Origin of the sequence: Evansella tamaricis, assembly GCF_019042215.1 — a bacterium.
In the GTDB taxonomy this organism is placed as follows: Bacteria; Bacillota; Bacilli; order Bacillales; family Salisediminibacteriaceae; genus Evansella; species Evansella tamaricis.
Map to the genome: position 1 here is coordinate 1 of NZ_JAHQCS010000147.1, position 23,698 is coordinate 23,698.

General features: G+C 39.3%; 20 protein-coding genes. 17 read left to right on the top strand and 3 right to left on the bottom strand.

Annotated elements, in window-relative coordinates; all coding sequences use genetic code 11:
- Positions 1–1,050: 1,050 nt before the first annotated feature.
- Positions 1,051–2,226, bottom strand: a complete 1,176-nt coding sequence (locus KS419_RS18145) for a WG repeat-containing protein (protein ID WP_217067805.1) — start codon at positions 2,224–2,226, stop codon at positions 1,051–1,053.
- A gap of 305 nt (positions 2,227–2,531) precedes the next feature.
- On the opposite strand from KS419_RS18145, the gene KS419_RS18150 reads away from it, so the two are divergent.
- The 14 genes from KS419_RS18150 (at position 2,532) to KS419_RS18210 (ending at position 14,620) form a co-directional block, all read left to right on the top strand.
- A complete protein-coding gene (locus KS419_RS18150) occupies positions 2,532–2,780 on the top strand; it encodes a hypothetical protein (RefSeq protein WP_217067806.1) in 249 nt (82 codons plus the stop codon).
- Positions 2,781–2,852: 72 nt separating this feature from the next.
- Positions 2,853–3,566, top strand: a complete 714-nt coding sequence (locus KS419_RS18155) for a hypothetical protein (RefSeq protein WP_217067807.1) — start codon at positions 2,853–2,855, stop codon at positions 3,564–3,566.
- A 43-nt stretch (positions 3,567–3,609) separates the two neighbouring features.
- The gene (locus KS419_RS18160) at positions 3,610–4,638 is read left to right on the top strand and encodes a hypothetical protein (protein WP_217067808.1); all 1,029 of its coding nucleotides are present in this window, start codon (positions 3,610–3,612) and stop codon (positions 4,636–4,638) included.
- A 72-nt stretch (positions 4,639–4,710) separates the two neighbouring features.
- A complete protein-coding gene (locus KS419_RS18165; protein ID WP_217067809.1) occupies positions 4,711–5,001 on the top strand; it encodes a hypothetical protein in 291 nt (96 codons plus the stop codon).
- Between the two features lie 128 nt (positions 5,002–5,129).
- Positions 5,130–5,369 carry a hypothetical protein gene (locus KS419_RS18170; RefSeq protein WP_217067810.1) on the top strand — a complete coding sequence of 80 codons (240 nt, stop codon included), beginning with the start codon at positions 5,130–5,132 and terminating at the stop codon, positions 5,367–5,369.
- A gap of 321 nt (positions 5,370–5,690) precedes the next feature.
- Positions 5,691–5,846, top strand: a complete 156-nt coding sequence (locus KS419_RS18175; protein ID WP_217067811.1) for a hypothetical protein — start codon at positions 5,691–5,693, stop codon at positions 5,844–5,846.
- Between the two features lie 466 nt (positions 5,847–6,312).
- Positions 6,313–6,447, top strand: coding sequence for a hypothetical protein (locus KS419_RS25340; RefSeq protein ID WP_281419845.1), 135 nt, complete (start codon positions 6,313–6,315; stop codon positions 6,445–6,447).
- Positions 6,448–6,463: 16 nt separating this feature from the next.
- Entirely contained in the window at positions 6,464–7,654 is a 1,191-nt protein-coding gene (locus KS419_RS18180; protein WP_217067812.1) for a hypothetical protein, read from the top strand.
- Positions 7,655–7,735: 81 nt separating this feature from the next.
- The gene (locus tag KS419_RS18185; RefSeq protein WP_217067813.1) at positions 7,736–9,538 is read left to right on the top strand and encodes a hypothetical protein; all 1,803 of its coding nucleotides are present in this window, start codon (positions 7,736–7,738) and stop codon (positions 9,536–9,538) included.
- Between the two features lie 211 nt (positions 9,539–9,749).
- Positions 9,750–10,040, top strand: coding sequence for a hypothetical protein (locus KS419_RS18190; RefSeq protein ID WP_217067814.1), 291 nt, complete (start codon positions 9,750–9,752; stop codon positions 10,038–10,040).
- Between the two features lie 318 nt (positions 10,041–10,358).
- The gene (locus KS419_RS18195; RefSeq protein ID WP_217067815.1) at positions 10,359–11,648 is read left to right on the top strand and encodes an ADP-ribosylglycohydrolase family protein; all 1,290 of its coding nucleotides are present in this window, start codon (positions 10,359–10,361) and stop codon (positions 11,646–11,648) included.
- An 82-nt stretch (positions 11,649–11,730) separates the two neighbouring features.
- A complete protein-coding gene (locus KS419_RS18200) occupies positions 11,731–12,492 on the top strand; it encodes a hypothetical protein (RefSeq protein WP_217067816.1) in 762 nt (253 codons plus the stop codon).
- Between the two features lie 201 nt (positions 12,493–12,693).
- Positions 12,694–12,939 carry a hypothetical protein gene (locus KS419_RS18205; RefSeq protein ID WP_217067817.1) on the top strand — a complete coding sequence of 82 codons (246 nt, stop codon included), beginning with the start codon at positions 12,694–12,696 and terminating at the stop codon, positions 12,937–12,939.
- A 253-nt stretch (positions 12,940–13,192) separates the two neighbouring features.
- Positions 13,193–14,620, top strand: coding sequence for an SIR2 family NAD-dependent protein deacylase (locus tag KS419_RS18210; protein ID WP_217067818.1), 1,428 nt, complete (start codon positions 13,193–13,195; stop codon positions 14,618–14,620).
- An 870-nt stretch (positions 14,621–15,490) separates the two neighbouring features.
- Here KS419_RS18210 and KS419_RS25565 read toward each other — a convergent pair.
- Positions 15,491–17,287, bottom strand: a complete 1,797-nt coding sequence (locus tag KS419_RS25565; protein WP_217067819.1) for an immunoglobulin-like domain-containing protein — start codon at positions 17,285–17,287, stop codon at positions 15,491–15,493.
- A 325-nt stretch (positions 17,288–17,612) separates the two neighbouring features.
- Between KS419_RS25565 and KS419_RS18220 the strand changes: the two genes are divergently transcribed.
- Together KS419_RS18220 and KS419_RS18225 are read left to right on the top strand one after the other, a co-directional pair.
- Positions 17,613–20,108: a GLUG motif-containing protein gene (locus tag KS419_RS18220; protein ID WP_217067820.1), complete on the top strand. Its 2,496-nt coding sequence runs from the start codon at positions 17,613–17,615 to the stop codon at positions 20,106–20,108.
- 631 nt (positions 20,109–20,739) lie between these two features.
- A complete protein-coding gene (locus KS419_RS18225) occupies positions 20,740–21,243 on the top strand; it encodes a hypothetical protein (protein ID WP_217067821.1) in 504 nt (167 codons plus the stop codon).
- A 786-nt stretch (positions 21,244–22,029) separates the two neighbouring features.
- Here KS419_RS18225 and KS419_RS18230 read toward each other — a convergent pair.
- Positions 22,030–22,230, bottom strand: coding sequence for a hypothetical protein (locus KS419_RS18230; RefSeq protein ID WP_217067822.1), 201 nt, complete (start codon positions 22,228–22,230; stop codon positions 22,030–22,032).
- A gap of 525 nt (positions 22,231–22,755) precedes the next feature.
- Between KS419_RS18230 and KS419_RS18235 the strand changes: the two genes are divergently transcribed.
- Positions 22,756–23,610 (top strand): NmrA/HSCARG family protein, encoded by an 855-nt coding sequence (locus KS419_RS18235; RefSeq protein ID WP_217067823.1) that lies wholly within the window; start codon positions 22,756–22,758, stop codon positions 23,608–23,610.
- The last annotated feature ends 88 nt before the right edge of the window (positions 23,611–23,698 follow it).

The window sequence follows — 23,698 nt, forward strand, 5'->3', positions numbered from 1 at the left end:
GTCGCATCCTGAAGGAGGAAGCGACAAAAGAGATGCTGAGTACCGAACTAATGTCGCATCCTGAAGGAGGAAGCGACAAAAGAGTAGCTGAGTACTGAATTAATGTCGCATCCTGAAGGAGGAAGCGACAAAAGAGAGGCCGTGAACCGAATTAATGTCGCATCCTGAAGGAGGAAGCGACAAAAGAGATGCCGTGAACTGAACTAATGTCGCATCCTCCAAGGAGGAAGCGACAAAAGAGACGCTGAGCCCCGCCCTAATGTCGCATCCTAAAGGAGGAAGCGACAAAAGAGATGCTGAGCCCCGAGCTAATGTCGCATCCTGAAGGAGGAAGCGACAAAAGAGGAGCCGAGCCCCGCCCTAATGTCGCATCCTCAAGGAGGAAGCGACAAAAGAGCAGCTGAGTACCGAATTAATGTCGCATCCTCCAGTAGGAAGCGACAAAAGAGATGCTGAGCCCCGCCCTAATGTCGCATCCTCCAAGGAGGAAGCGACAAAAGAGCACCTGAGTACCGAATTAATGTCGCATCCTCCAAGGAGGAAGCGACAAAAGAGATGCTGAGTACCGAGCTATTGTCGCATCCTCAAGGAGGAAGCGACAAAAGAGATGCTGTGAACCGAACTAATGTCGCATCCTCCAAGGAGGAAGCGACAAAAGAGAAGCTGAGCCCCGATCTAATGTCGCATCCTGAAGGAGGAAGCGACAAAAGAGAAGCTGAGCCCCGATCTAATGTCGCAACCTCCAAGGAGGAAGCGACAAAAGAGTGAGCGAGCCCCGCCCTAATGTCGCATCCTCAAGGAGGAAGCGACAAAAGAGATGCTGTGTCCCGCCCTAATGTCGCATCCTCCAAGGGGGAAGCGACAAAAGAGAGGCCGTGCACCAAACTAATGTCGCATCCTAAAGGAGGAAGCGATGAGCTTAAGATATAAAAATAAACCATTTCCAAACGGATTAAAACCTATAAATCTAAAATTTAACTTTTTTTACTGGGAACTCCACTATCTTTTATTTTTTCATCAATATCACTCCGAGCTTTGGAAACCAACTGATTACGTGCAAAGCTCAACATAGCCATATTTGAACTTTCCCTCTATATTCTTTACTACAAATCCAATTCCACCGGCAATAAGCATGTTATCGTATTCGAATGGGAGGACAACTTCTTCTTTATTAGATATGATGCCGTACTTCCCATTTCGTTTCACATGTGCTATTCCGTTTGAAAACGGACCGCCTGTCTCATACCGGTAAGGAATCATTACTTTGCCAGCTTTATTAATATATCCCCTAAACCCATCTCGCTGAACACAAGCTAATCCTTCACGGAAATTGGTAGCCCACTCGAAGTCAAACGGGATGATTTCTTTGCCTTTTTTACTTATATATCCCCATTTCCCTTCTTTTTTCACTGGACATAGTCCTTCCAAAAAAGAATATCCAATATCCTCATAATTGAAAGGAATTACCTCTTCCCCTTTTTTATTGATAAAACCCCAAACTCCATTTCTTTTTGAACTTGCCAATCCATCATGAAAGCATTCTATTTTTTCAAAATGATGTGGGATAATAACTTCGTTATGTCCGTTGACGACACCCCAATTCCCTTTATTCCTTGTGTAAATAAAAGACTTGTTGAGAATGAATCCAATTGCTTCATATTGAATTGGAGTAACAATGTTTCCATTATGGTCGATTGCGCCCCAATAATTATCCATTTTTACGGTTGATATACCATTCTCACTAAAAGGGCGGAAGTCATCGTAAATAAATGGGGCAACTTCTGCCATGTCGCTGTTCAGTAACCCCCATTTTTCCCCTTTTTTGATTGGCCCGACACCTAAGCTATCGTTCAAAAAGATGGGAGAGTCATATTCAAATGGCAACAACTCCTTTTCCTCCAAGTCAATGACACCCCAGCGACCAGCTTTTTTTACAGAGATCACCTGTTCAGAAGAAAACAGAATATCCTCGTATTGGAAAGGGAGGACTGTTTCCTCTTCTCTGTTGATGACGCCTCTGTTGCTCCCCTTTGCTGCAATGAAAAAGTCTGGGTTGCATACTACGTCAAGAGAGTCATATTGAAAGGGTATAACTGTTTTGTTCTTAAAATCCACTGAGCCAAAGCGTCCCCCTTTTACTGCTAAAAACGTCTTTCCGTCCCAAGAGAAATTTAATGCATCGTATTCACAGGGGATAATTTCCTTCACTCTTTTTAATGACTTCATCCGCTTCATCCTTTCGTTAATTGAGTATAAGACAAAGATTACTTCTTCACCTTCAATTCTTTTATAAAGCTCTTTACTAAGCATAACTGGAAAAGATAAAAGCTCTTTTATGTAAGTGTGTTTAGATAAGTTTAGAAATGTTGTACTGAGAAAGCTAGTTCTACTAAATGATGCAATTCAAAATTTAAAAACTGTCATATGGAAGGTAAAAAAGACTTTAGCTCTTCATGTAAAGATAAGGTTAGATTTATGGGAGCAATAGAGTAGATGCAACTCTTTGAATTAATGCAAAGGAGTGATTTGTGTTGGACATTGATTTTGTACCTGGCTTTATAAGGGCACCATTTAATTTTTTCAAATATCGGAAGTATGTAAAAGAACTGGACCGAGATACGTTGGAAGAACTAAGAAAGGATATTCGCATCATGGGGTTTAACGATGGAGTAGAATCCTTTCAAACGTTCCATGAATCCCAGAAAGAATTAAATCGTATTTGTAATCACTCCGCTCTACGGAGAAAAGCAAAGATGGCGAGGTTAAAAAAACAGATATAGATTGGATTCTTGCATTCTAATGTTAATGAAAAACATGCGTTGATTAAATGAAAGGTGGTTTGATCGTTCGCTATGGCATTTTTCTTTATTATGATAACCGTCGCTTTCCTTTTCACTATGATTGGTATTTTTTATATTGCCGCAGGAATCATTGTTCTTCTATGGAATATACTTATTATCTTTGTTAAAGGATTATTTCACTTCTTTGGCACATTGTTTCTGATTTTTTTTGATTACTTTAAAATACACAAAAAGGAACCTAACTATCTATCTCAAGATACGAAGCAAAAACGGAATCAGCAGCTATTGAAAGATCAGAAGAAAGCAAGAGATGAAAAGTTGCTTTGGGAAGGCCTTGCTGTGTTTATGGAGGAACTTGAGGAGAAATATCCTGAGGCAGATCCCCTTTTATTGAAGCAAATAGAAAATGAGCTACTTGACTCCACTAGAGAAAATGCTCTTCGATACTACGAAGAACTCGTGAAAGTTAGTCACCAAAAGAATAAGCATGGTGACGATTATTATAAGATATATTGCTTTAATGATTTAGAAAATAGATGGAGAGAAGGAATCAAATGGATTGCACCGTTTATGGTAGAGATCTACCTGATAAATGAGATGTATATCTTTCGAGTGACTGATGAGCGCACAGGCGATCCGTATTTATTCCAATCAATGGATTACTATAAGCTCATGAACTACGTGAAAAGTGCTTCCTATGGTCAGACGCCAATCTACAGCGATGGAAACAGCATGAAGGCTGTTAGGTTGGAGGAAATAATATGAATCTCGATCCGGTACTGCAGTAAAAAGATCAGGGGGATATTTGATGTTTGAGGTAAATAAACTTGAATGTGAAAACTGTGGTTGGAACGACCTAACTACCTTTGGGGGATCAAGACGAATGCCAAATCCATATGCGGCAGTGGAAAAGAAATTACAAGAGAAGTTGCATCCAAGGACGAAGCGAATGTGGGAGGAACTTTTGGTACACCCATCGATTGTAATGGAAAAAGAAGTGGCAAAGCTTGATTACAAGACCAGGGGTAAGGAAGAGAAGAAGGGGAATTTAGGTCCTCTACAAGTGAAATATAAAACAGTGATGGGCGTTTGTTCTTATTGCGAAACATATGAAAATTATCTATCGTTTTATGAAGTAGAGAGTGGAGAAAGCCTTCACCCGTGTCTTTGTAATGGGTGTGGGGAAAAGGTGGACGTTTGTAAGGATCCTTTAAACATTCCCTGTCCGAGTTGTAGCACAGAGCTAACGGGAGTTCCTTCTCGTGAACGGGCATGGAGGTTCAACGAGGAAGTCGGTAAACCAAATGTCATTGGTATTGGGAAAAATAGTTTGGCAGTACTGGAAAAGGTGGACGCAGGCTTTAACAAGTTTGGGTTTGTTGTGGATGGAGTCAGGGGCGAGGGGTTTGAGTGTGTTTCTGTCGTTCATGATGGTCTTATTGATGAAAAACAAGAAAATGTCCCTATCCTGTTTCCTGCAGTATCTGAACTGATGGAACGAATCGAGGCCTTGGAAACAACTTCTCGCAATCTGTTTTTACTTGTGGATATTCATAGCGTTATAGATATAAGTTTGTTTAAATTAGTAGTCAATCGTTTGAAATATGGTGGGTTTCAAATTTCTGTCGTGGCGACAGGGTCGTATCAATTTCAAGGAAGGGGTACTTGGATGCAATATCAAGAGGTGCTGACAGAGATGAAACCCCATATTACTTCCGTAATTACGTTTGATAAATCTAAATACGTTGACCGGAAAACATGGGACATGGAAGAGGCCAATAAGAAAGCAGAGGAAAAGTTGTTGGAAGGGTTTAAACTTCTTAGGGAATTTATTTAACGATTGTATATATAAATCTCCTTTTATGATTGTATGAGAAGATCAGCTTACAATCTTAAAAGGAGTGATTAGATGAGATTATCAGATTTTATTTATTTGTTAAATAGTACGAATCGTCAATTAAACAACTTCATCGTTTTCCGCGCGAATACATCTCATGACCAAGCATCCTTTTATTTTCGTAATATCCCTGCCTTAAACAAACTATTAACTGACTTGCAAAGGGAAACCAATTTGCCAAGAAAAGAGCTGGAAGCTATATTTTTACAGGAGTTACCTTCTTGTATGCGTCAAACGTATGAAATCTCTGATCAACTACTTTCTGCAAAAATGAAAGAGTTTTATATAAATCAACTAAACTAGTCCTCTTAAAGTGGACAGCTTTAAACTAAGCTGTCCACAACATCCTATTCCCTTTTTTTGAAAGATAAAAGCTGATTTATCTTCATGTGTTTAAATAAATGTATCAACATTTGAGGAGGCGAAAGTTAATGATGATTTATGAAAATGGAGGAAAGTTTAAAAAAGGTGACCTAGTCAAATTAGTTAAGATTTGTCCAAAGCGAAAAAATAATGGAAGAAGCGACCACATCATCAGGGATAATCGCAAAATGTATGTTGAGGGATATTCTAGTGAGGGAAATGTAAAATTGCATCTTCTCCATCCAAAAACGGAACTGAAACAAAAGTCTCTCATCACCTTCCGTGACTCTGAATTAGATTTTATCTAACCCGTTTCTGTAGTGCTGAGCCAAAAGGACTTGTACTTTCTTTTGGCTCAGCTTCCTAACCTTTGAACAAAACATTCCGAAGCACTAATTATACTGAAATAATATAGTTTTTTATAACGAACTGTTATATTATGGAATGGTGAGTTGTCTTTATCCCCATTGACAATTTGAATCTAACCTTCTCAGAAACTACCCGCCTTAAACTTATCAATACCCTGCATATTTTAAACCAAATCATGAAATTAATAATTCTACCATAAACATTGAGTTGGAAATGGTCTATCCTTTTTCCTCAAAAAAAATGAAAAGGAGGCGATAAACATGTTTATACCATGTCAAAGCTGCAATACGGAGCATGCAACTGATTGGCTCTGGTTTGTTTGTGATACATGCGGCTATCGTGTATGCCATCCATGTAAGGCAAGTATCGGTTTTAAATGTGAGCAGTGTACGTTTGGGTATTTTAAGGAGAAATAAAAAAGATAGCTATGTACGTCTGTAATAGTTTATTCTGACAGTCTCCAACGGAATTACCATTAGCACTCTGGCTTAATATAAAACCTAAACATTTGTAATCATAAAAAATCTGTAATTCTCAGTAAGCTAGATAAATGTATTGGTAGGTTTGTAAAATAGCCACCAGAAGCTGCATGATAGTATCTTGTAATAAAAAATTGGGAAGAGGCCCTTCAGACGTATAAAGTGAAGAGGCGCCAATTCCTTCATTTATCGGACCATTTATTTTTGATACTAAAGGCAAGCCTAATTTTTTCTTTCTTGTGGTCATTGGGCATTTCATCATACACCAGAGGATACCTTTGATTTTATTTTAGAGAAAGGAGCAAATAATGCCGAGTTCCTGAAAGAGTCGGTTTTGGGGATGGATGGCATAACAACAAAGGAGTCATAACCAACAGTTGCTGATGGAGATGAGGCAGAGGAATTGGGAAGGTTTTTAGGGATGGAGATTGACGGAGATATTAACTTGGAGAAAGTATGTGGAGTAGTTATGCAGGGGATGAAAAATGAAATAGATTTAAAGTCACTAAAAACGTTTTTTATTAATTATAAGATGTAATATTGGAGGTTTTTACATGGGTTGGACTAAAAAGAAAAATGCAATTTGTTTTTTTGAATTAAAAGAATACATAAAAATATTAAGCACAAAAAAACATGGAGAAATAGTAAATTTCAAAAAAGAATTTTGTCAAAAAATGCTTGATAAGTATGTACTTCTCAGAGAGCATTCTGTTGAGGCAGTTTTTCAACATATGGATTATCTATATTTACTGGCTATGGGTGAAAAAGAGCCAGCTGACATAGATAAATGTTATAAAGGTATATTAATAGATGCTAAAGACAAGTTTCAAGATATGGAGGAAAGTGTTGTAGAGGATGAGACCTCAGAAATAGTCATTGCGTCAAATTATGACGAAGAAGAAAAAATTACCTTAACTGATGAAGAGATTGAATCTTTATTATCATTTGTAGGCTACGGTGATTTTAAAGAGACTAAAATTGCATTTATGGGTATAGAAGGCGGATTAGGAGGGAAGTCAGCGAAAGAGAACATTGACCTGATCTGTAACAAATACAAGTCAGGAACTGTAAATTTTTTAGAAAGTGATATTTGGAAGAGGGGTTATTGGAAGACAGGAGAGTGGACACCAGGAAAAAAAGGTGATGTGCCTAATAGTCCCTTCCTATACCTGAGCTCGCGGATGATTTTGGCATTAGAGAGTGGACAAGAGGAAATATCAGAATGGTTTAAACCCGGAGATATTAGAAAAAACATGTATGTTAGGAAATTCCTAATGGAAGAAGGACTTTATTCTAATAGAAAGGGTATAAAAACAGCATTAATTGATTGGAGACCTCTCCCTAGAAATGATGAAAAAACTCCTCTTCCATATAGTAATGTTAAACAGGATGATTATATAGCTGCATTTTCTTTCAAAAAAAATGCTTCTAGGACCTATAAAGAGTGGGTTGAAAAGAGAGAAGGCTTAATTAAAGAATTAATTTATAAATTTGAAATACCATTACTTTTGTCTTTTGGAGGTTTAGATTATAAACAAAAGATTTTTAAAAAAATATATCCAGAAATTATTTTTCAAAGTGTAATTTTAGAGCCAAGTGGAAAAGAAATTATTATTTCTAAAGATAAAGTTGGTGTAAATACGACAATTATTTTAGCAAAATTTTTAAGCTATGAGCACTTTGGGTTAACAGGAGCACATGATTTAACAAGATATATTCGAGAGAATAAATTGATAGATTTATAGAATTTTCTTTTTTGACATGCTTTTATAAACAGTCTAGTCAAGACATAACCCAAAAAACATATAGGAAGGCAGGTAAGAAATATGAGTAGAATGGAAGAATACCATCATGTTAAAACTGAGGTGGAGCAAAATCCATATGTATACGACAATGTCATTCATTTAGTCCAAACATTAAATAAACTACAAAGAGAAAATGAGAAATCTCTTGAAGAAGTGCAGTGGGAGAAAATTGAAGTTTTAGATAAATTTATGGAAAAACCAGATCGAGTACCCAATAAAGCTGAGGAAAAATTAATTGAATCATTGGATTCCCTTCTCGAGTACTATGGTAGGTTGCCTATGGCATCTGGGGAAATCAATGATCGCTATTTAAATGTTTTTCTTAGGCGAAAGGAATTAGGGGAATTTCCTGATTATCTACAGAGAGGATTTATTCATCTAGTAATGGAAAATTATCAAGACAACCAAATTAAGATGTATCAACTTATTGTATCCACAGTTATCAAGGACAAGTCTATTCATGAAAAGGTTAGCCAACTTCTTTTACATCCAGAACAACTAGCTAATGAACCAACTCCTTTATTAGAAGAGTTGGAGCCTTACTTCAAACAGATGGCTGAATTAAATAGAGATATATCTCATTTTTACAAGACTTTGTTGGAAGTAAAGATAGATAGGCTTGAAGTAGAAGATCCAGACGCACAGGGGGATAAATTAGATATACTAAGAGAATTAATTAAGTATAGTAAAGAAAAGTCCAAGTTGAAAGAGCAGGCTGAAATCCTTCTATTAAATGAATTGGAGGATTATAAGCAGTTTAGAACCACGCTTGATAAGGGCTATTATTCTGGAATAGAGGAAATTTATCAAGAATTATATAGTTGGTTCCCACAAAACAAAGTTTATAAAGACCATTTGATCGATTCTATTGAAAAACAAGTTCATTTTATGGAGAACGCGGAAAGTAACCAAAGCAGCAGGTCTCTACATCACGCTAAAATAGAAGCATATGAAAAACTCATCCGTTTAAAGCCAAACGACAAAGAGTATAATCGAAATTTAGCAACGTTTTATTTCCAAGGGGGAAAGAATTTAAAGCGTTCTCGTGGACATGAAAGTAACTTTGAGTTGGCGGAAAGGTATTTTGGCAGATACATCGACTTATCAAATGAGCGGGAGAAGTACCAAGGTTATTATTACTTAGGGTTATTATTTCTGCAACAAAAAGATTGGGGAAGTGCCTATAAGAAACTGAAGGATGCAGTAAAATTGGCACCAACTTTCGATGATTATTTCCAAGTAGCTTACCCTTACGTTATTAGTTGTGTACATGAACGAAACGAGCTTGAGGCAGACCGTATAATTGAAGAAATGGAGAGCCACGATAAGGAATTTGAGTATAGAAAGGAAATTGAATTTGTACGAATGTATAAAAATATGTTCAGTTCCGGGTTTGCCTATACGGTATTTAAAAATGGTAAAGAAGTAGAGGAAATTTCTTATTTGGCATCTGAAAAATATATTGAGGACTTGTTACATGATAACCCTCATTCCTTTATATTAGATATGAGGAATCCGGAAGTGACATATGTTCGTGGTATTGAAGACTGTAAGAAAAATACAAGTGTTTTGAAAACATTATTATATCGCCACCTTATGGTTAATGGCAGTGTTTCAGTGGAAGATGCTAGGATAATATTGCAAAAAGAAAATGTGAATGTGGCAAGATATATTAATATGTTCAAAGAGGATATGTACGACTGCGTAGGTAATAAAGAAATGTTAACTATTTCCCACGCTAAGCAGTCAGTCTATTATTTCGAGTTTCCAGCAGACACTTATATCATTCAACCAATTAATTTTTCAATCCACAATTATGTATGATGAAAATTATTTTCTTGGAGAAGTAAAGAAGATGTTTGACTGAAGAAGTATCCTTCATGGAGCCACGATAATCAAGCTCCTTGAAGGTGTTTTCCTAATGATTACTCTTTCTCTAACTTAAAGTTAAGCGGTTTGAACGATAAGACTAGATAAAAGCTCTTTTATGAGAGTCGGTTATCATTAACGTATTCTTATAAAGGAGAGTGATTAAATGAGACTAACCGATTTTATTTATTTACTAAACTCCACTAATCGCCAATTAAACAATTACATTGTTATTCGTTCAACGACATCTCCAGAACAAACATCTGTATATTTTCGCGATGTTCCTGCCTTAAACCAGCTACTCAACGAACTTCAAAGAGAAACTAATTTACCTAGACAAGAAATTGAATCTCTATTCCTTCAAGAACTTCCAACTTGCTTAAGAAAAACTTACGAATTATCAGATCAACTTATAACAAATAAAATGAAAGAATTTTATATTGATAGATTAAATTAGTTTTATAGTGGACGGCTTATATCTAAGCTGTCCACACCTTTATTTTAAGATATTCATACTAATGAAATGTTTGCACCATGGAGTATGAAAATATGGATACCGCTAGTTGGCACGAGTGCCAACAAACATAGTTAATTTCAGGGTAGATTTCATCTGAATTGAATTTAGCTTATTACATCACTCAGAGTGAAAATGTAGCAAATATAAATATGTATTAGTCAGTGGTGAAATGAGTACAAGGTCTTTTCGTACATCACTCAATGGTAAAAGATCCACTGGTTACCGTCTGAGACCAATGCAATGACAGGAGGTATATTGATGAGAAATAAAGATACATTCGTTGGCAGTTTAGTAGGGTTGGCAGTGGGAGACTGTGTGGGAGTTTCAGTTGAATTTAGTCCACCTGGGACGTTTGAACCTGTTCAGGAGATGACAGGGGGAGGACCATTCGGCTTAAATCCAGGGGAATGGACGGATGACACTTCCATGACCCTTTGTTTAGCCACGAGTCTGATAGAGAAGGAGGACTTCGATGCAAAAGATCAAATGGAACGCTATGTCAAGTGGTATAAAGAAGGCTACTTGAGCAGTCGTGGTAGTTGCTTTGATATCGGGAACACGGTTCGTGATGCTTTACACCGGTTTTTAGATACTGGTGAGCCTTTCAGTGGTTCATCTGACCAGTGGAGTGCTGGCAATGGTTCCATTATGAGGTTGGCACCAATCCCCCTTTTTTGGTCTCACGATATGGAGGAAGTTATTTATTTTTCCGGTGAGAGTTCGCGCACTACTCATCAGGCAGCGGAGGCGGTGGATGCTTGCCACTATTTCGGTGCACTCATCGCAGCTGTGGCGAATGGTACTCCGAAAGACACTCTCTTATCAAGGGAATTTACCAGTTTTGTAGAAGAAAAGCTCGGGAGGGAGTTGAGGGGAAAAATAAAAGATGTTGCTGAAGGCTCCTTTAAATATCGTGTTCCCCCTGAAATAAATGGGAAGGGTTACGTGGTATCTTCCTTGGAAGCTGCTCTTTGGGCATTTTATCTCACGGATAATTTCCGTGATGGTTTGTTGATGGTGGTGAACCTTGGGGAAGATTCCGATACGACGGGGGCCATTTATGGTCAGTTAGCCGGAGCGTATTATGGGATAGATGCGATACCTTCTGTTTGGTGTGAAAAACTAGTGGAGAGGGAACTCATTGAGTCTTTCGCTGAGAAACTTTTTGATCTGCAGGAAAAAAAGTTTGATGTTGCTTTCAAGGGTACCACATGTGAATACGAAGTTTTCTTTAATGAACAAGACCAGCAGTTTTATAAAATGGATTTTAACTGCACCATTGATGTTTTTCTGGAAGGTGAGTGGGTTAAAGGTTATTTTAAGAATGCATATATTGGTACTGGTTATAACTGGAGAATTCACTTACCACATAAAGGTTTTGCGATTGAAGTTCCTGAAGGGACAAAAATACGTTTGAGTAAAGAATTCCTTGAAGGGTTACCTATGAAAAATCCCACATGTCTCGGTGGAAAAAAAGAGTATGAGTTATTTTGTCGGGGAAAAAAAAGAATAGAAGCAACCAAGCGATTGAGGATGGAGCCGTTCTAAAATAATGATAATTACTTTATTCATAGAGTAGTAAATTACTAATCGTTTATATTTTTAAGTGTTAGATTGGAGGTACTTTACAATGTTTAGTGAAGAATTGTATCAGAAATATGTGGATTTTTTGAAAGAGAATGATCCTAGCAGAAGGCCTCATATTTTATATGAGCATTACGATTATTCAGGGAGCAGAGCGCACCTTGCTAGATGTTTAGTTCTTTATTTTCACAAAACCAATCCTGAATTTATTAATGATGCCATCGCTATGTTGGAATCCGCAGTGGAGCTTGCTTTGGAGGAGAGGGACGAGGACGGAAAGTTAGATGTGGATAGTATCGTGTGGGCATACAAAGATATATCTACGTGGTATGGAACTTATACAGAAAATCGTGAACAGTGTTTAATTTCTGCCAACAAGGGGATTGAAGTCCTGAAAAACGTCAGTGATAAGGAATTAGGGTTTGGTGTCCGGGGGCAGGTTTGGTTTAACCGCTGGATGGCCCTTTCTCTCCTTGGTAGGGAAGGTGAAGCGCTGGAGGAGTGCAAGGGGAAAATCCATGAGGTGGAGATTAAAAACTTGAATTGTTCTTCGAATAGTATGCTATATTATGGATATTTGTTTTTAGCTCAACGTAATGCACAAAATAATAAGTATGAAGAGGCAATTGATTATTTGTTAGCTAGTATGAAATATATTGAGTTTCAGGAAGAAACAAAAGAGAAAGGGTTAAAGGAAATAGAAGAAATATTAAAGGAGAGGGAAAGTGACCCAGCAGAGTGCTTAAAAAAGTTAGAGAAAAAAATCGAATTGAACTCTAGTTTACATCCTGCATGGGACTTTAACTGAAGGATTTGAAGAATAGCGTTTAATGGAAATATAAATGATTGGTGTCATTTTTATTGAAAAAGGGCTGAATTGCCATTAGGGACATTATAGATAAGATAAAAGGTCTTTTATGCCTCTCCTATAAAATAAACCCATACCCGGAAGTAAGAATTGAAAAGGGTATTGGGTTTTTATTTTATTTTTAAAAAGGGGATGGTGTTTATGGTAAAAAGTGTAGATGTGGATAAAAAGGAGTTAAAGGTGTATGAGGGGATGAGGTTGAGGGTATGGAGGAAGTATTTTAATAAAAAACATGGCCACATGCCGTTGGAGTTTGTTGTTGTAAGTACTAAACACCCTAATTTCCTTGTATTAAAAGTAGAATCTAATAGTCTCTCTTATTTTGAAACCATTCATAAAAATGATTTCCCTAAATTGACAAATGAATACCAAATTCTCCAATTCTAAACTTTATTAAATTTGGAATTCCTTGATTTTACACAAGGAATTCCTTTCCCCCTAATCTTTAACATAAATAGTGAATAGTAATGTCTTGGATTTTGTAAGTTGCAGGATTTTCAAAGATAAAAGTCCATTTATCTGTGTGTGGTGTAATAAACGAGAAGATTATAAAAATAACTTGTCTGAGTTCCTACAATACACTGAGATAGTTAATGCTGTACTGTAATGGGAAACAGACACCGGAAAAGGAGTGGTTGAAATGAAGAAAAAATCATTAATGGTGTTGGAGGATTTTCATCAAAAGGATATTAAGGTAGGAGATCGTGTCCCAAGGTTTGAGGGAAGCTATGAGATCCTTGATATGAACTACAGTAATGAGCATGGGGAATTCATTTTATGTGAATACATCCCAGGTGATGATTTCGGTGACGTGGATGTAACCCCTGATTTCGAAGCTTATGGGATGCCTGCAAAACCGTTAAACCCTTATGAGATATTGGGTACAATTAGTGTACCAGGTTACCGGAATTTAATGGCGGGGATTGGATTTTTCATAAAGAATACTCAAACAGGAGTGACGGAGGGGGTTTCCTTTCAAGAAGCATTCGACCGTATTTTTAACGAAGGGGCAATAAATGCCACTGCGAGCAAAAGCAGAACGGGAGTATTTCATTCCAAATTAATTGACTCAACGGACGAACTGCCGTCATTTGATAGCCATTTCTGGAAAATTCCTGCTTATTTCCCCACTGGAGAGTTATTTGCTCCACTTACGAAGCGGGCGGAGTACGAATTAAAGAAAGGGTTGAAAATCGCGGTTAGAAGTTTATCTCAAGATGTAGGTTCCCAATTTCGTTACAAAAAAGAAATATCCTCCGAGAGTATAAGAGAACTTAAACGTCTCATTCAAAAATCTGAAAAAATAACCGTACTAACAGGAGCTGGTATAAGTACCTTAAGCGGTGTCCCAGACTATCGTTCCTCTGTTATGGGGATGTGGGAAAAAAATCCTGCTATCCTAGAGCAATTAAATGAAAGGACCTTTCAAGATTCCCCGGAAAAATTTTGGTCTGCTGTATACAAATTGCTGGAAACTACGTTAACTGGTGTAATGCCTTTTCAGAATCATGAAAGCCTGCTAGCAGCATTGGATGGTATTCCGACAAACAGTGCCCACCGTTTTTTGAAAAAGTTAGAAAAAGAATTTGGTAAAGACGTTACTGTCATTACACAAAACGTAGATGGATTGCATCAAAGTACAGGGAATGAGAGAGTCATAGAATTTCACGGAAATATTCGTCAGTGCATTTGTCCACGCTGTGACACCATTTTTAATCTGACGGATGTGTTGAAGAAAGTGGAAAACAAGGTGTCTGCTCCAACCTGTAGATGTGGTACGGTACTAAGACCAAATGTGGTGTTCTTTGAAGATGCTGTGAAAGATCTGAATTCTTCACGAAAAGCCGTGGAAGGGTCTGATTTACTATTGGTGGTTGGTACTTCTCTACAAGTATACCCATTCAATCAATTGCCATATTTTAAAAAGAAAGAAGCTAAGGTAGTGTACTTGAACGGAGAAGTAGAAGGAAATAGGGAAGAGCAGTTTGATCTGACTATTGAAGGAGATATTTTAAACGCCTTTTGGCAGTTAGAAAAATCATTGGAATCCCAAAAAGGAACCCATTGAATGGTGTAAAAGAAGACAAAGGTGTCCCTCCTGGTTATTTCTACTACGTGGATTGTGCCTGAAACTGGAACATAGTAATAATAGAATCCTTATCTTCCAAGAATTCTATTATTGGCTATGAGTTTGAGATCTGAGAAATGGTGTTTGGGTTTTAGCAGCGTCATTCATTGATGAGGGATTTGTTAGATTTGAGCGAACTACAGAGAAATTAATGAGCTGATAAACGAAGACTTTAGGTTAGTGTGTATATAGAAGTAATGTGAAGCCCGAATGTCAGGTAATAGGAGCAAGTAGGATAAAAGGAGAGGAGAATCAGGTTGTAGTGTCGCAAGCTGGTTATGAACGAAGCGACAGAAGAGATGCTGTGTGCCGAACTAGTGTCGCATCCTCCAAGGAGGATGCGACAAAAGAGATGCCGTGAACCGAACTAGTGTCGCATCCTCCAAGGGGGAAGCGACAAAAGAGATGCTGTGTCCCGCCCTAATGTCGCATCCTGAGGGAGGAAGCGACAAAAGAGATGCTGTGTGGCGAGCTAATGTCGCATCCTCCAAGGAGGAAGCGACAAAAGAGATGCCGAGTGGCAATCTAATGTCGCATCCTAAAGGAGGAAGCGACAAAAGAGATGCCGTGTCCCGCCCTAATGTCGCATCCTCAAGGAGGAAGCGACAAAAGAGTAGCTGAGTACCGAATTAATGTCGCATCCTTAAGGAGGAAGCGACAAAAGAGATGCTGAGCCCCGAACTAGTGTCGCATCCTCGTTCCGAAGGTAACAAAAGGAGAGACAAATCATGTTCTAATGTCGCCAAACCGAATCAAAGGGGACCTAATTTCTAGGTCCCCGTAATGTTTCTGTTCCTATTTCTATTAAGGCTATTCGGCTAGAGGAACTGCTCTTTTTCTTTTGAAAAATAGCATGAATCCTCCTAATAAGCTAATAAGAATACCGGCTATTAGCATGTTGTACGAATTGGTTGCTGTGTCTGGGAGTTTTGCCAATTCTGTATCTTTATCTTCTGTGTTATTTTTTGTTGGTGGTTCTGCAATTACTTCGATTTTTTTATCTTTGACGATAACCGTACGGGTGACTTCTCCTTTGTTACCTTCACTATCGTACACGGTATAGATAAGGGTATACTCGCCAGGTGAATGGACATCCACTTCCCCTGTCACTTCCACTTGATCTGTTAGGTTACCGTCTAGGTTATCTACGGCGGAGTAGCCAGGTTCTACAAAGGGACTTCCCACATCAAGCGAAAGTGGGTTAGCTCCATCAAGTGTAATGATTGGTGCGGTTGTATCGACAACTCTAACTACCCTCGTGGCATCACCTTCATTTCCAGCATTATCAGTCACTGTATAAACGAGTGAATATTCCCCAATTTCATTGATATTTACGGAACCTGATACGACAACCGCGTCTGTTAGGTCTCCATCCAGATCATCATTTGCAGTAAAGCCTGGCTCCACATAAGTGCTACCTAATTCAAGTGTTAACGGGTTTTGGCCATTTAATGTAATTACTGGTGGTACCACATCCGCTACAAATTGAGATCGAGATAAAGCAAGAATAGTTTCTATAGATTCATCATTTTCTTCTGACATGCCCATTACAGAAAGTTCATAAGTATCTTCATCGTCTTTTTCTAATAAACCAGTTACAGTAAATTCATAAGTCTCCTCAGTCGTCAAGCCATCTATAACAAAAGTAGTGGTGTTCGAATCAACTTCAGTGATTTCTTCACCATCCTGATAGATTTTATATCCTGTAACCTCTCCGAATACTGCTGGCCAGTCTAGCTGAACACTTCCTGTTTCATTGGTTAAGCTTGTTGTAAGTTGAGGAAGAGGAACTTCAACTGTGGCAAAGTAATTTTCACCAGTCTTCAAGTCTAGAGAATAAGATCCTTGTTCCCATACATTATCATTTATGTATGTGAAAACTTCAGTTACCCCAGCTTGCGGATTAGTTGTGTTTTCTCCAAGCGAACTGAGCAGGGGATTAATCATTTCTTCAAAATAAACTTGAAGTTTATGGAACTTATCAAAGAAACTATGATCCATTTTATTGTAATACCCGAAAATGGTCGATGTGGAGTCGGCTGCTTTCCAACCTACCCCAGGGTAATCATGTTCCTCATCATATAAGCTACCGAATACGTAATCAAAATCATAAAATAACACATTGCTTTTAGGATTTGTTTCGCTTACAAAAACATGAGTATAACCATCTACCCTTTCGCTATTTTCGTCTAATATTCCAAGTGATACTAGAACTCGATTAGGCTCCATTGGGTCGATAAGCAAATCAGTAAACGTTGCATCTACAGGAACTTGTGATGGTCGTCCTTTTTCAGTGTAAAAATCATAAAATGTACCCCCATCCTGTGATTGCGTATATTCAGGAACCCAGTATACAATAGTATCGTCGTCTAGAGGTGATTCAATAAATCCCCCAACAGTAGATGCAGGGTCCACAGGTACAAAAATATTAGAATAAGCATCTACTTCAGTTAAAGTTGTTGAACCGTCCACTTCTTGTAAAAAAAAATTTTCATTTTCCGCCAATAATCCTCTAAAAGCTGCACTACACCCTGAGATAAGTATTGATAAAACTACAAGTAAAGCAATTGCAAATCGAGCTGAACGTACATTAATTCTCCCTGACACATGGAATTCCCCTTTCACTATAGTGAATATTATCAAACCTACTTTAGTTTACTAAAGTATCAGAAAATTGTCTATATTTTATTTTTTATGTCGAAAATATCGAACAAAAACGGTCCTAATTTACTGGTTTTGTATGTTTTTGTAATGAGGTCAGAGAAGGGTCCTGGGACCTGTATACTGTACCGTCTAACCCCATAAAATTATACCTTCGTATAATATGATATTCACTTCCCAGTTGATAGGGTATAAATGTGTCTGTTTTGCATTACATAAAGGTAGTCTTGGAAATGGACAGACAAAATCTTATTTAGAAAGGGGAAATGAAATGAAAAGGATTTGGAGTAATAGACTTCTAGTCTTTCTGCTAGCCTTCACACTTATTTTTTCAGGGGGAATGTCTAGTTGGAGTCTTGTACAAGCAGAGGGGGACGGCACTACGCCTGAAAATCCAATTCTGATCGAGACGCCGGAGCAGTTAGATGATATTCGTGATGAATTGAATCTTCACTATAAGCTAAATGCTGATATTGATTTAGAAGATTATATTGCAGATGAATATCCTGATGACGGGTGGGAACCGATAGGTGAGTCAGGTGCACGTTTTACAGGAAGTTTTGTAGGTGGAACGGATCCATCTGGAAATCTTTATACGATAAGTGGTCTATCGATCGATCGGCCTGATGAAGATAACGTTGGTTTGTTTGGTGATGCGAGTGGTGCTGTATTTAAAAACATTCTTATCACGAATGCTACCGTCATAGGGAAAGATAATGTAGGGATCCTAGTTGGTAGTGTTTTATCTGATTCTGAAATTAGTTATATAGAAATATCGGGGACTGTAGAAGGAGAAAACAACACAGGTGGACTTGTAGGGTGGATGAGAAACACTGATCTCAGTTCTTCTAAATCATCCGGCTCTGTTGTAGGAGCAGAAGATGGAGATTACACAGGTGGTCTCGTTGGTCGGAGTTCGAATAATAGTAATATAACTAATTCCTTTTCCGATAGTACGGTTAATGGACATAACGGTGTTGGAGGATTAGTAGGTTCGTTCGGTGGTAACGAGGCTGTGTTAAGTAATTCTTCGGCAGTCGGAAATGTTTCAGGGCACAGAGGTGTAGGTGGTTTAGTTGGCTTTAGTAATTATGCAACCTTTGTAGAATCATTTGCTTCAGGTGATGTGACGAGTACTAATCAGTACGCTGGCGGTTTACTTGGATGGGGACAACATACCGTTACAGTGGAAAAATCTAGTGCAACGGGAGATGTCCAGGGTGGAAATGCAACAGGTGGATTAGTAGGTTCTATACAAAATGAGAATGTTATTTCGGAAAGCTTTGCAACTGGAGATGTTACAACCACAGGTTCTAATGTGGGGGGATTAGTAGGGTCTTCAACCTCCGCTGATGGGAATAACCTCATTATTAATACTTATGCTACCGGAGATGTGGATGGACCAAATCATCATGCTGGTGGATTAATGGGAACTGCAAATAACGTAGAAATTATTAATTCATTTGCACTTGGAAAAGTAACGGGCAATATGGATCTAGGTGGATTAGTAGGGAACCCTGTTTCAGAAACCACTGAAAACTCCTACTGGAATGTCACAGTCAATGACGACCCAAATCTAGACAATGGTGTTGGTGAGGGTATAACAGAAGCTGAACTACAAGACCCAGATACGTTCACTGATTGGGATAATGCTGTTTGGGGATTATACGATGGTGAATATCCATATCTTCGTTTTACGAATCCAGTGGTAAGCTTGGATATTGGCCATAATTATTATAAAGGCCCATTCGATTCATTTGTTATGATGCCTGGGGAAATGGTATACGTGTCCGCTGTAGTTGCAGAATATGAGGATGGAGCAACGAGAGATGTCACTGACTATGCAGTGGTTACTACTAGCGACGCCAGTGTACTCTCAGTTGATCCTGCGAATCCAAATCGAGTGGTTGCAAACGACTATGGTGACGCTCAAATAGTCGTGGAGTATAGACAAAAATCGGAAACTTTATATGTTACTGTCGCAAATTATAACCGTCTTATCCTTCCGGGGGAGTTGGGATTCTTCCTTCCAGGAGAAGTGTTATGGATCGAGGGAACATCAACTTACTTGACTGTTCCTGATGGATATTATGAAGATGGGGATATCTTTGCTGACGTATTGGAGGATACGGAGATACCTGAACATGAAGAACACCTTCCTGCAGGAGATGTAATAGATTTTACTATTACCATGTACAATGATGATGTATTTAATCCTATCATTCATTCTGTCGAACCAGCCATTATTGACTATCAGGATTTCTATATTCTGCAAATGGGCTACGACAGCGATGAGTATGACGCTGACGACGTGGATATATATTACTACAATGAGGACGATGAGGAGTGGGTAGCCCAAGATGCAACAGTTGATGAAGCAGCAGGGACGCTCACATTAGAGGTTGATTCATTCTCCACATACGGAATTTTTGCCAAAGTTGAAGATGATGATGGAGACGATGACAACGGTGATGGCGAAGATAATGGCGATCAAGGTGATAGAAACGGAGAAGGCGACGACGGTGATGATTCAATTGACGATGATGGAGAATCAAGCACTGGGGATGATGATTCTACAGAAGATGATGCAGACGAGACAGAAGAGGAGTCGACGGAAGAGGAAACACCTGCCTCAGGTGACGACGACGAGAAACTGCCGTCAACAGCTACCAATGTTTATAACTATCTGATCGCTGGTTTCCTCCTCCTAATTACAGGAGTGTTCCTTTATGTTTTTGCCAGAAAAAGAAGGTTGGCAAGCCAATAGACATTAATAAACAACACCAAGTAAAATGACGTGCAGTAAGTTGCGCGTCATTTTATTTTATTTATTTGTCCCTTATCTTTTACGTTGCCTTCTCTAGGGAGGGAACCCTACTAAGCAACATCTTGTTTACTTATTAAACATGTGATAAGTGGATAATAGGCATGGTAAAACAGGTTCTAATGTCCCATCCTAAAGGAGGAAGCGACAAAAGAGAGGCCGTGAACTGAACTAATGTCGCATCCTCTAAGGAGGAAGCGACAAAAGAGAGGCCGTGAACTGAACTAATGTCGCATCCTCAAGGAGGAAGCGACAAAAGAGAAGCGGTGTGGCAATCTAATGTCGCATCCTAAAGGAGGAAGCGACAAAAGAGAGGCCGTGAACTGAACTAATGTCGCATCCTCAAGGAGGAAGCGACAAAAGAGAGGCGGTGAACCGAACTAATGTCGCATCCTCAAAGGAGGAAGCGACAAAAGAGATGCTGAGCCCCGATCTAATGTCGCATCCTGAAGGAGGAAGCGACAAAAGAGATGCTGTGTGGCAATCTAATGTCGCATCCTCAGGGAGGAAGCGACAAAAGAGATGCTGAGCCCCGAGCTAATGTCGCATCCTAAAGGAGGAAGCGACAAAAGAGATGCTGTGTGGCAATCTAATATCGCATCCTGAAGGAGGAAGCGACAAAAGAGAGGCCGTGCACCGAACTAATGTCGCATCCTCCAAGGAGGAAGCGACAAAAGAGATGCTGTGGAACAAATTATTGTCGCATCCTAAAGGAGGAAGCGACAAAAGAGAGGCCGTGAACCGAATTATTGTCGCCTCCTCCAAGGAGGAAGCGACAAAAGAGATGCTGTGTGGCAATCTAATGTCGCATCCTCTAAGGAGGAAGCGACAAAAGAGATGCTGTGAACCGAATTATTGTCGCATCCTAAAGGAGGAAGCGACAAAGGAGATGCTGTGCACCTTCCTAATGTCGCATCCTGAAGGAGGAAGCGACAAAAGAGATGCCGTGAACCTCCCTAATGTCGCATCCTCAAAGGAGGAAGCGACAAAAGAGATGCCGTGCACCAAACTAATGTCGCATCCTAAAGGAGGAAGCGACAAAAGAGATGCCGTGAACCGAACTAATGTCGCATCCTAAAGGAGGAAGCGACAAAAGAGATGCTGAGCCCCGCCCTATTGTCGCATCCCCCAAGGAGGAAGCGACAAAAGAGATGCTGTGGAACGAATTATTGTCGCATCCTAAAGGAGGAAGCGACAAAAGAGGTGCTGTGTACCGAACTAATGTCGCATCCTCAAGGAGGAAGCGACAAAAGAGATGCTGTGTGGCAATCTAATGTCGCATCCTAAAGGAGGAAGCGACAAAAGAGATGCTGTGTGGCAATCTAATGTCGCATCCTGAAGGAGGAAGCGACAAAAGAGATGCTGTGTGGCAATCTAATGTCGCATCCTCTAAGGAGGAAGCGACAAAAGAGATGCTGTGGAACGAACTATTGTCGCATCCTGAAGGAGGAAGCGACAAAAGAGATGCTGAGCCCCGCCCTATTGTCGCATCCCCCAAGGAGGAAGCGACAAAAGAGATGTTGTGAACCGAACTAATGTCGCATCCTAAAGGAGGAAGCGACAAAAGAGATGCTGTGGAACGAATTATTGTCGCATCCTAAAGGAGGAAGCGACAAAAGAGTATCCGTGTACCGCCCTAATGTCGCCAACTGTTTCCGAAGAGGACAATAGGAGCTGCCCATCAGGTTCTATTGTCCACAAAACCTTTTTTAAGTGAACAACAGGAACAGCAAATCAGTAAAACACGGCAATTCCCTTGCAAATGCCCAATAAAGAAACCATAATTAATAAAAAGATATCTCTAAACCTCTAATTCTCAAAATCCAAAATTCCAAATACCCAAAAATCCAAATCCCTCAAACTGCTAAACTACTAAACTGCCGTAAAATACCAAAAATACCCAACACCTATTACCCAAATGTCCTATTACCCAAATGCCCGAAACCCAAGTACCCGAAACCAAAATACCAAAATACCAAAATACCAAAATACCAAAATACCAAAATACCAAAATACCCAAATACCCAAAATACCCAAAATCCAAATACCCACCTTCCCACCCCACCAACCCTCCACCCCCCATCACCCTATGCAAAGTCTGAAACAGGAGTTTTTGTTTTCTCAGAAGGTCACCTTAAGATTTTGTCAGTCAATTTATGACTTTCAAGCTTGTTTTTATGACTAATATGACCTTTTCAAGACATATTTATCGAATATACAATATAAGCATAGGTATAAAGTAAGAAACTTGGAACGGGTATTGTTTACTTATTTTGTAAAATCCGTTTCATACTACATAGGAACAAGTACCTTGCACCGCTATGGTATGGGGAGAGCCTGATTGATTCCTAGCGAATGGGATTGAGTCAAAGGGTGTGTCCTATTTTTCCAAATGATGCTATCGGTGTGCATCTATGAAATCCAATGAGGGGGCGTTGTGACTAGTTAAGCACTAGTTCTGCTGGAGGCTTCCGTACGTGGATTTAATTCGGTGTGTAGTTGTCACTTCGGAGTTTCATGATGGACAGCTGGATAGCGGGAGCATTTGTAACGGTTAGTTGTTATTTATAGTGAAGGGAGAGGTTAGACAGTGAAAACGATCTTAGTCATGGGAGCAACAGGTCAACAAGGAGGTGCGGTTACGAGGCATCTGCTGGGGAGAGGGTGGAATGTTCGGGCCACAACTCGAAATCCTGATGGGAAGGCGGCGCAAAAGTTACGTCAGGAAGGTGTCGAAGTGGTAACTTGTGATATGGAAGATATAAATCAACTGGAAACGGCTATGGATGGTGTATATGGTGTTTTTTCCGTACAGAATTTTTGGGAGAAAGGAATTGGGTATGAAGGGGAGGTGCGACAGGGGAAAAATGTAGCAGATGCCGCTAAAAAAAGTGGTGTTAAGCATCTGTTATTTTCTTCTGTAGTCAATTGTGACAATGCCCCTGAATTAGAGCACTGGACTTCCAAATGGGAAGTTGAGAAATATATCAATTCTCTTGAAATCCCACGAACTTTTTTACGCACCGTGTTTTTTATGGATAATTTTGCTATTCCGAAGACAGGGAAACTGACGGTCCCGGTCATGCGAGGGGCGTTGGGAAAAACGACGAAATTGCACATGATTGCGGTTGATGATATTGGTTATTTTGCTGGTGAGATATTTGATAAACCAGAAGAATATTTGGGAGAGATCGTCGATATTGCTGGTGATGCACTCACTGCTGATGAAGTGAGCCAGTTGTGGCAAGAGGTAACAGGTGAAAAGGCGCCTTCTTTCAAGATGCCATTCTGGGTTCTTAAAATAATGAATGCGGAAATGGCCCGCCAATTCAAATGGAATGATCAAGTTGGATGGACGGTCAAACCGAAAGAGGTAAAAGAAAAGCATCCTGAACTTAAGGATTTTCGTACGTGGCTAGAGGAGAACAAGGACCGTTTAGGATAGGGATAAAGCGGTGAAATAAAGGACTGACAATCAAACCAAACCAAACCAAATCAAACCAAACCAAACTAGTTATAGTTCATTAGGAGTT

Bases quoted from the DNA above. Each gene is read 5' to 3' on its own strand.
- KS419_RS18145 (WP_217067805.1), bottom strand. From the start codon at position 2,226: ATGAAGTCATTAAAAAGAGTGAAGGAAATTATCCCCTGTGAATACGAT.
- KS419_RS18155 (WP_217067807.1), top strand. From the start codon at position 2,853: ATGGCATTTTTCTTTATTATGATAACCGTCGCTTTCCTTTTCACTATG.
- KS419_RS18160 (WP_217067808.1), top strand. From the start codon at position 3,610: ATGTTTGAGGTAAATAAACTTGAATGTGAAAACTGTGGTTGGAACGAC.
- KS419_RS18165 (WP_217067809.1), top strand. From the start codon at position 4,711: ATGAGATTATCAGATTTTATTTATTTGTTAAATAGTACGAATCGTCAA.
- KS419_RS18170 (WP_217067810.1), top strand. From the start codon at position 5,130: ATGATGATTTATGAAAATGGAGGAAAGTTTAAAAAAGGTGACCTAGTC.
- KS419_RS18175 (WP_217067811.1), top strand. From the start codon at position 5,691: ATGTTTATACCATGTCAAAGCTGCAATACGGAGCATGCAACTGATTGG.
- KS419_RS18180 (WP_217067812.1), top strand. From the start codon at position 6,464: ATGGGTTGGACTAAAAAGAAAAATGCAATTTGTTTTTTTGAATTAAAA.
- KS419_RS18185 (WP_217067813.1), top strand. From the start codon at position 7,736: ATGAGTAGAATGGAAGAATACCATCATGTTAAAACTGAGGTGGAGCAA.
- KS419_RS18190 (WP_217067814.1), top strand. From the start codon at position 9,750: ATGAGACTAACCGATTTTATTTATTTACTAAACTCCACTAATCGCCAA.
- KS419_RS18195 (WP_217067815.1), top strand. From the start codon at position 10,359: ATGAGAAATAAAGATACATTCGTTGGCAGTTTAGTAGGGTTGGCAGTG.
- KS419_RS18200 (WP_217067816.1), top strand. From the start codon at position 11,731: ATGTTTAGTGAAGAATTGTATCAGAAATATGTGGATTTTTTGAAAGAG.
- KS419_RS18205 (WP_217067817.1), top strand. From the start codon at position 12,694: ATGGTAAAAAGTGTAGATGTGGATAAAAAGGAGTTAAAGGTGTATGAG.
- KS419_RS18210 (WP_217067818.1), top strand. From the start codon at position 13,193: ATGAAGAAAAAATCATTAATGGTGTTGGAGGATTTTCATCAAAAGGAT.
- KS419_RS18220 (WP_217067820.1), top strand. From the start codon at position 17,613: ATGAAAAGGATTTGGAGTAATAGACTTCTAGTCTTTCTGCTAGCCTTC.
- KS419_RS18225 (WP_217067821.1), top strand. From the start codon at position 20,740: ATGCTGTGTGGCAATCTAATATCGCATCCTGAAGGAGGAAGCGACAAA.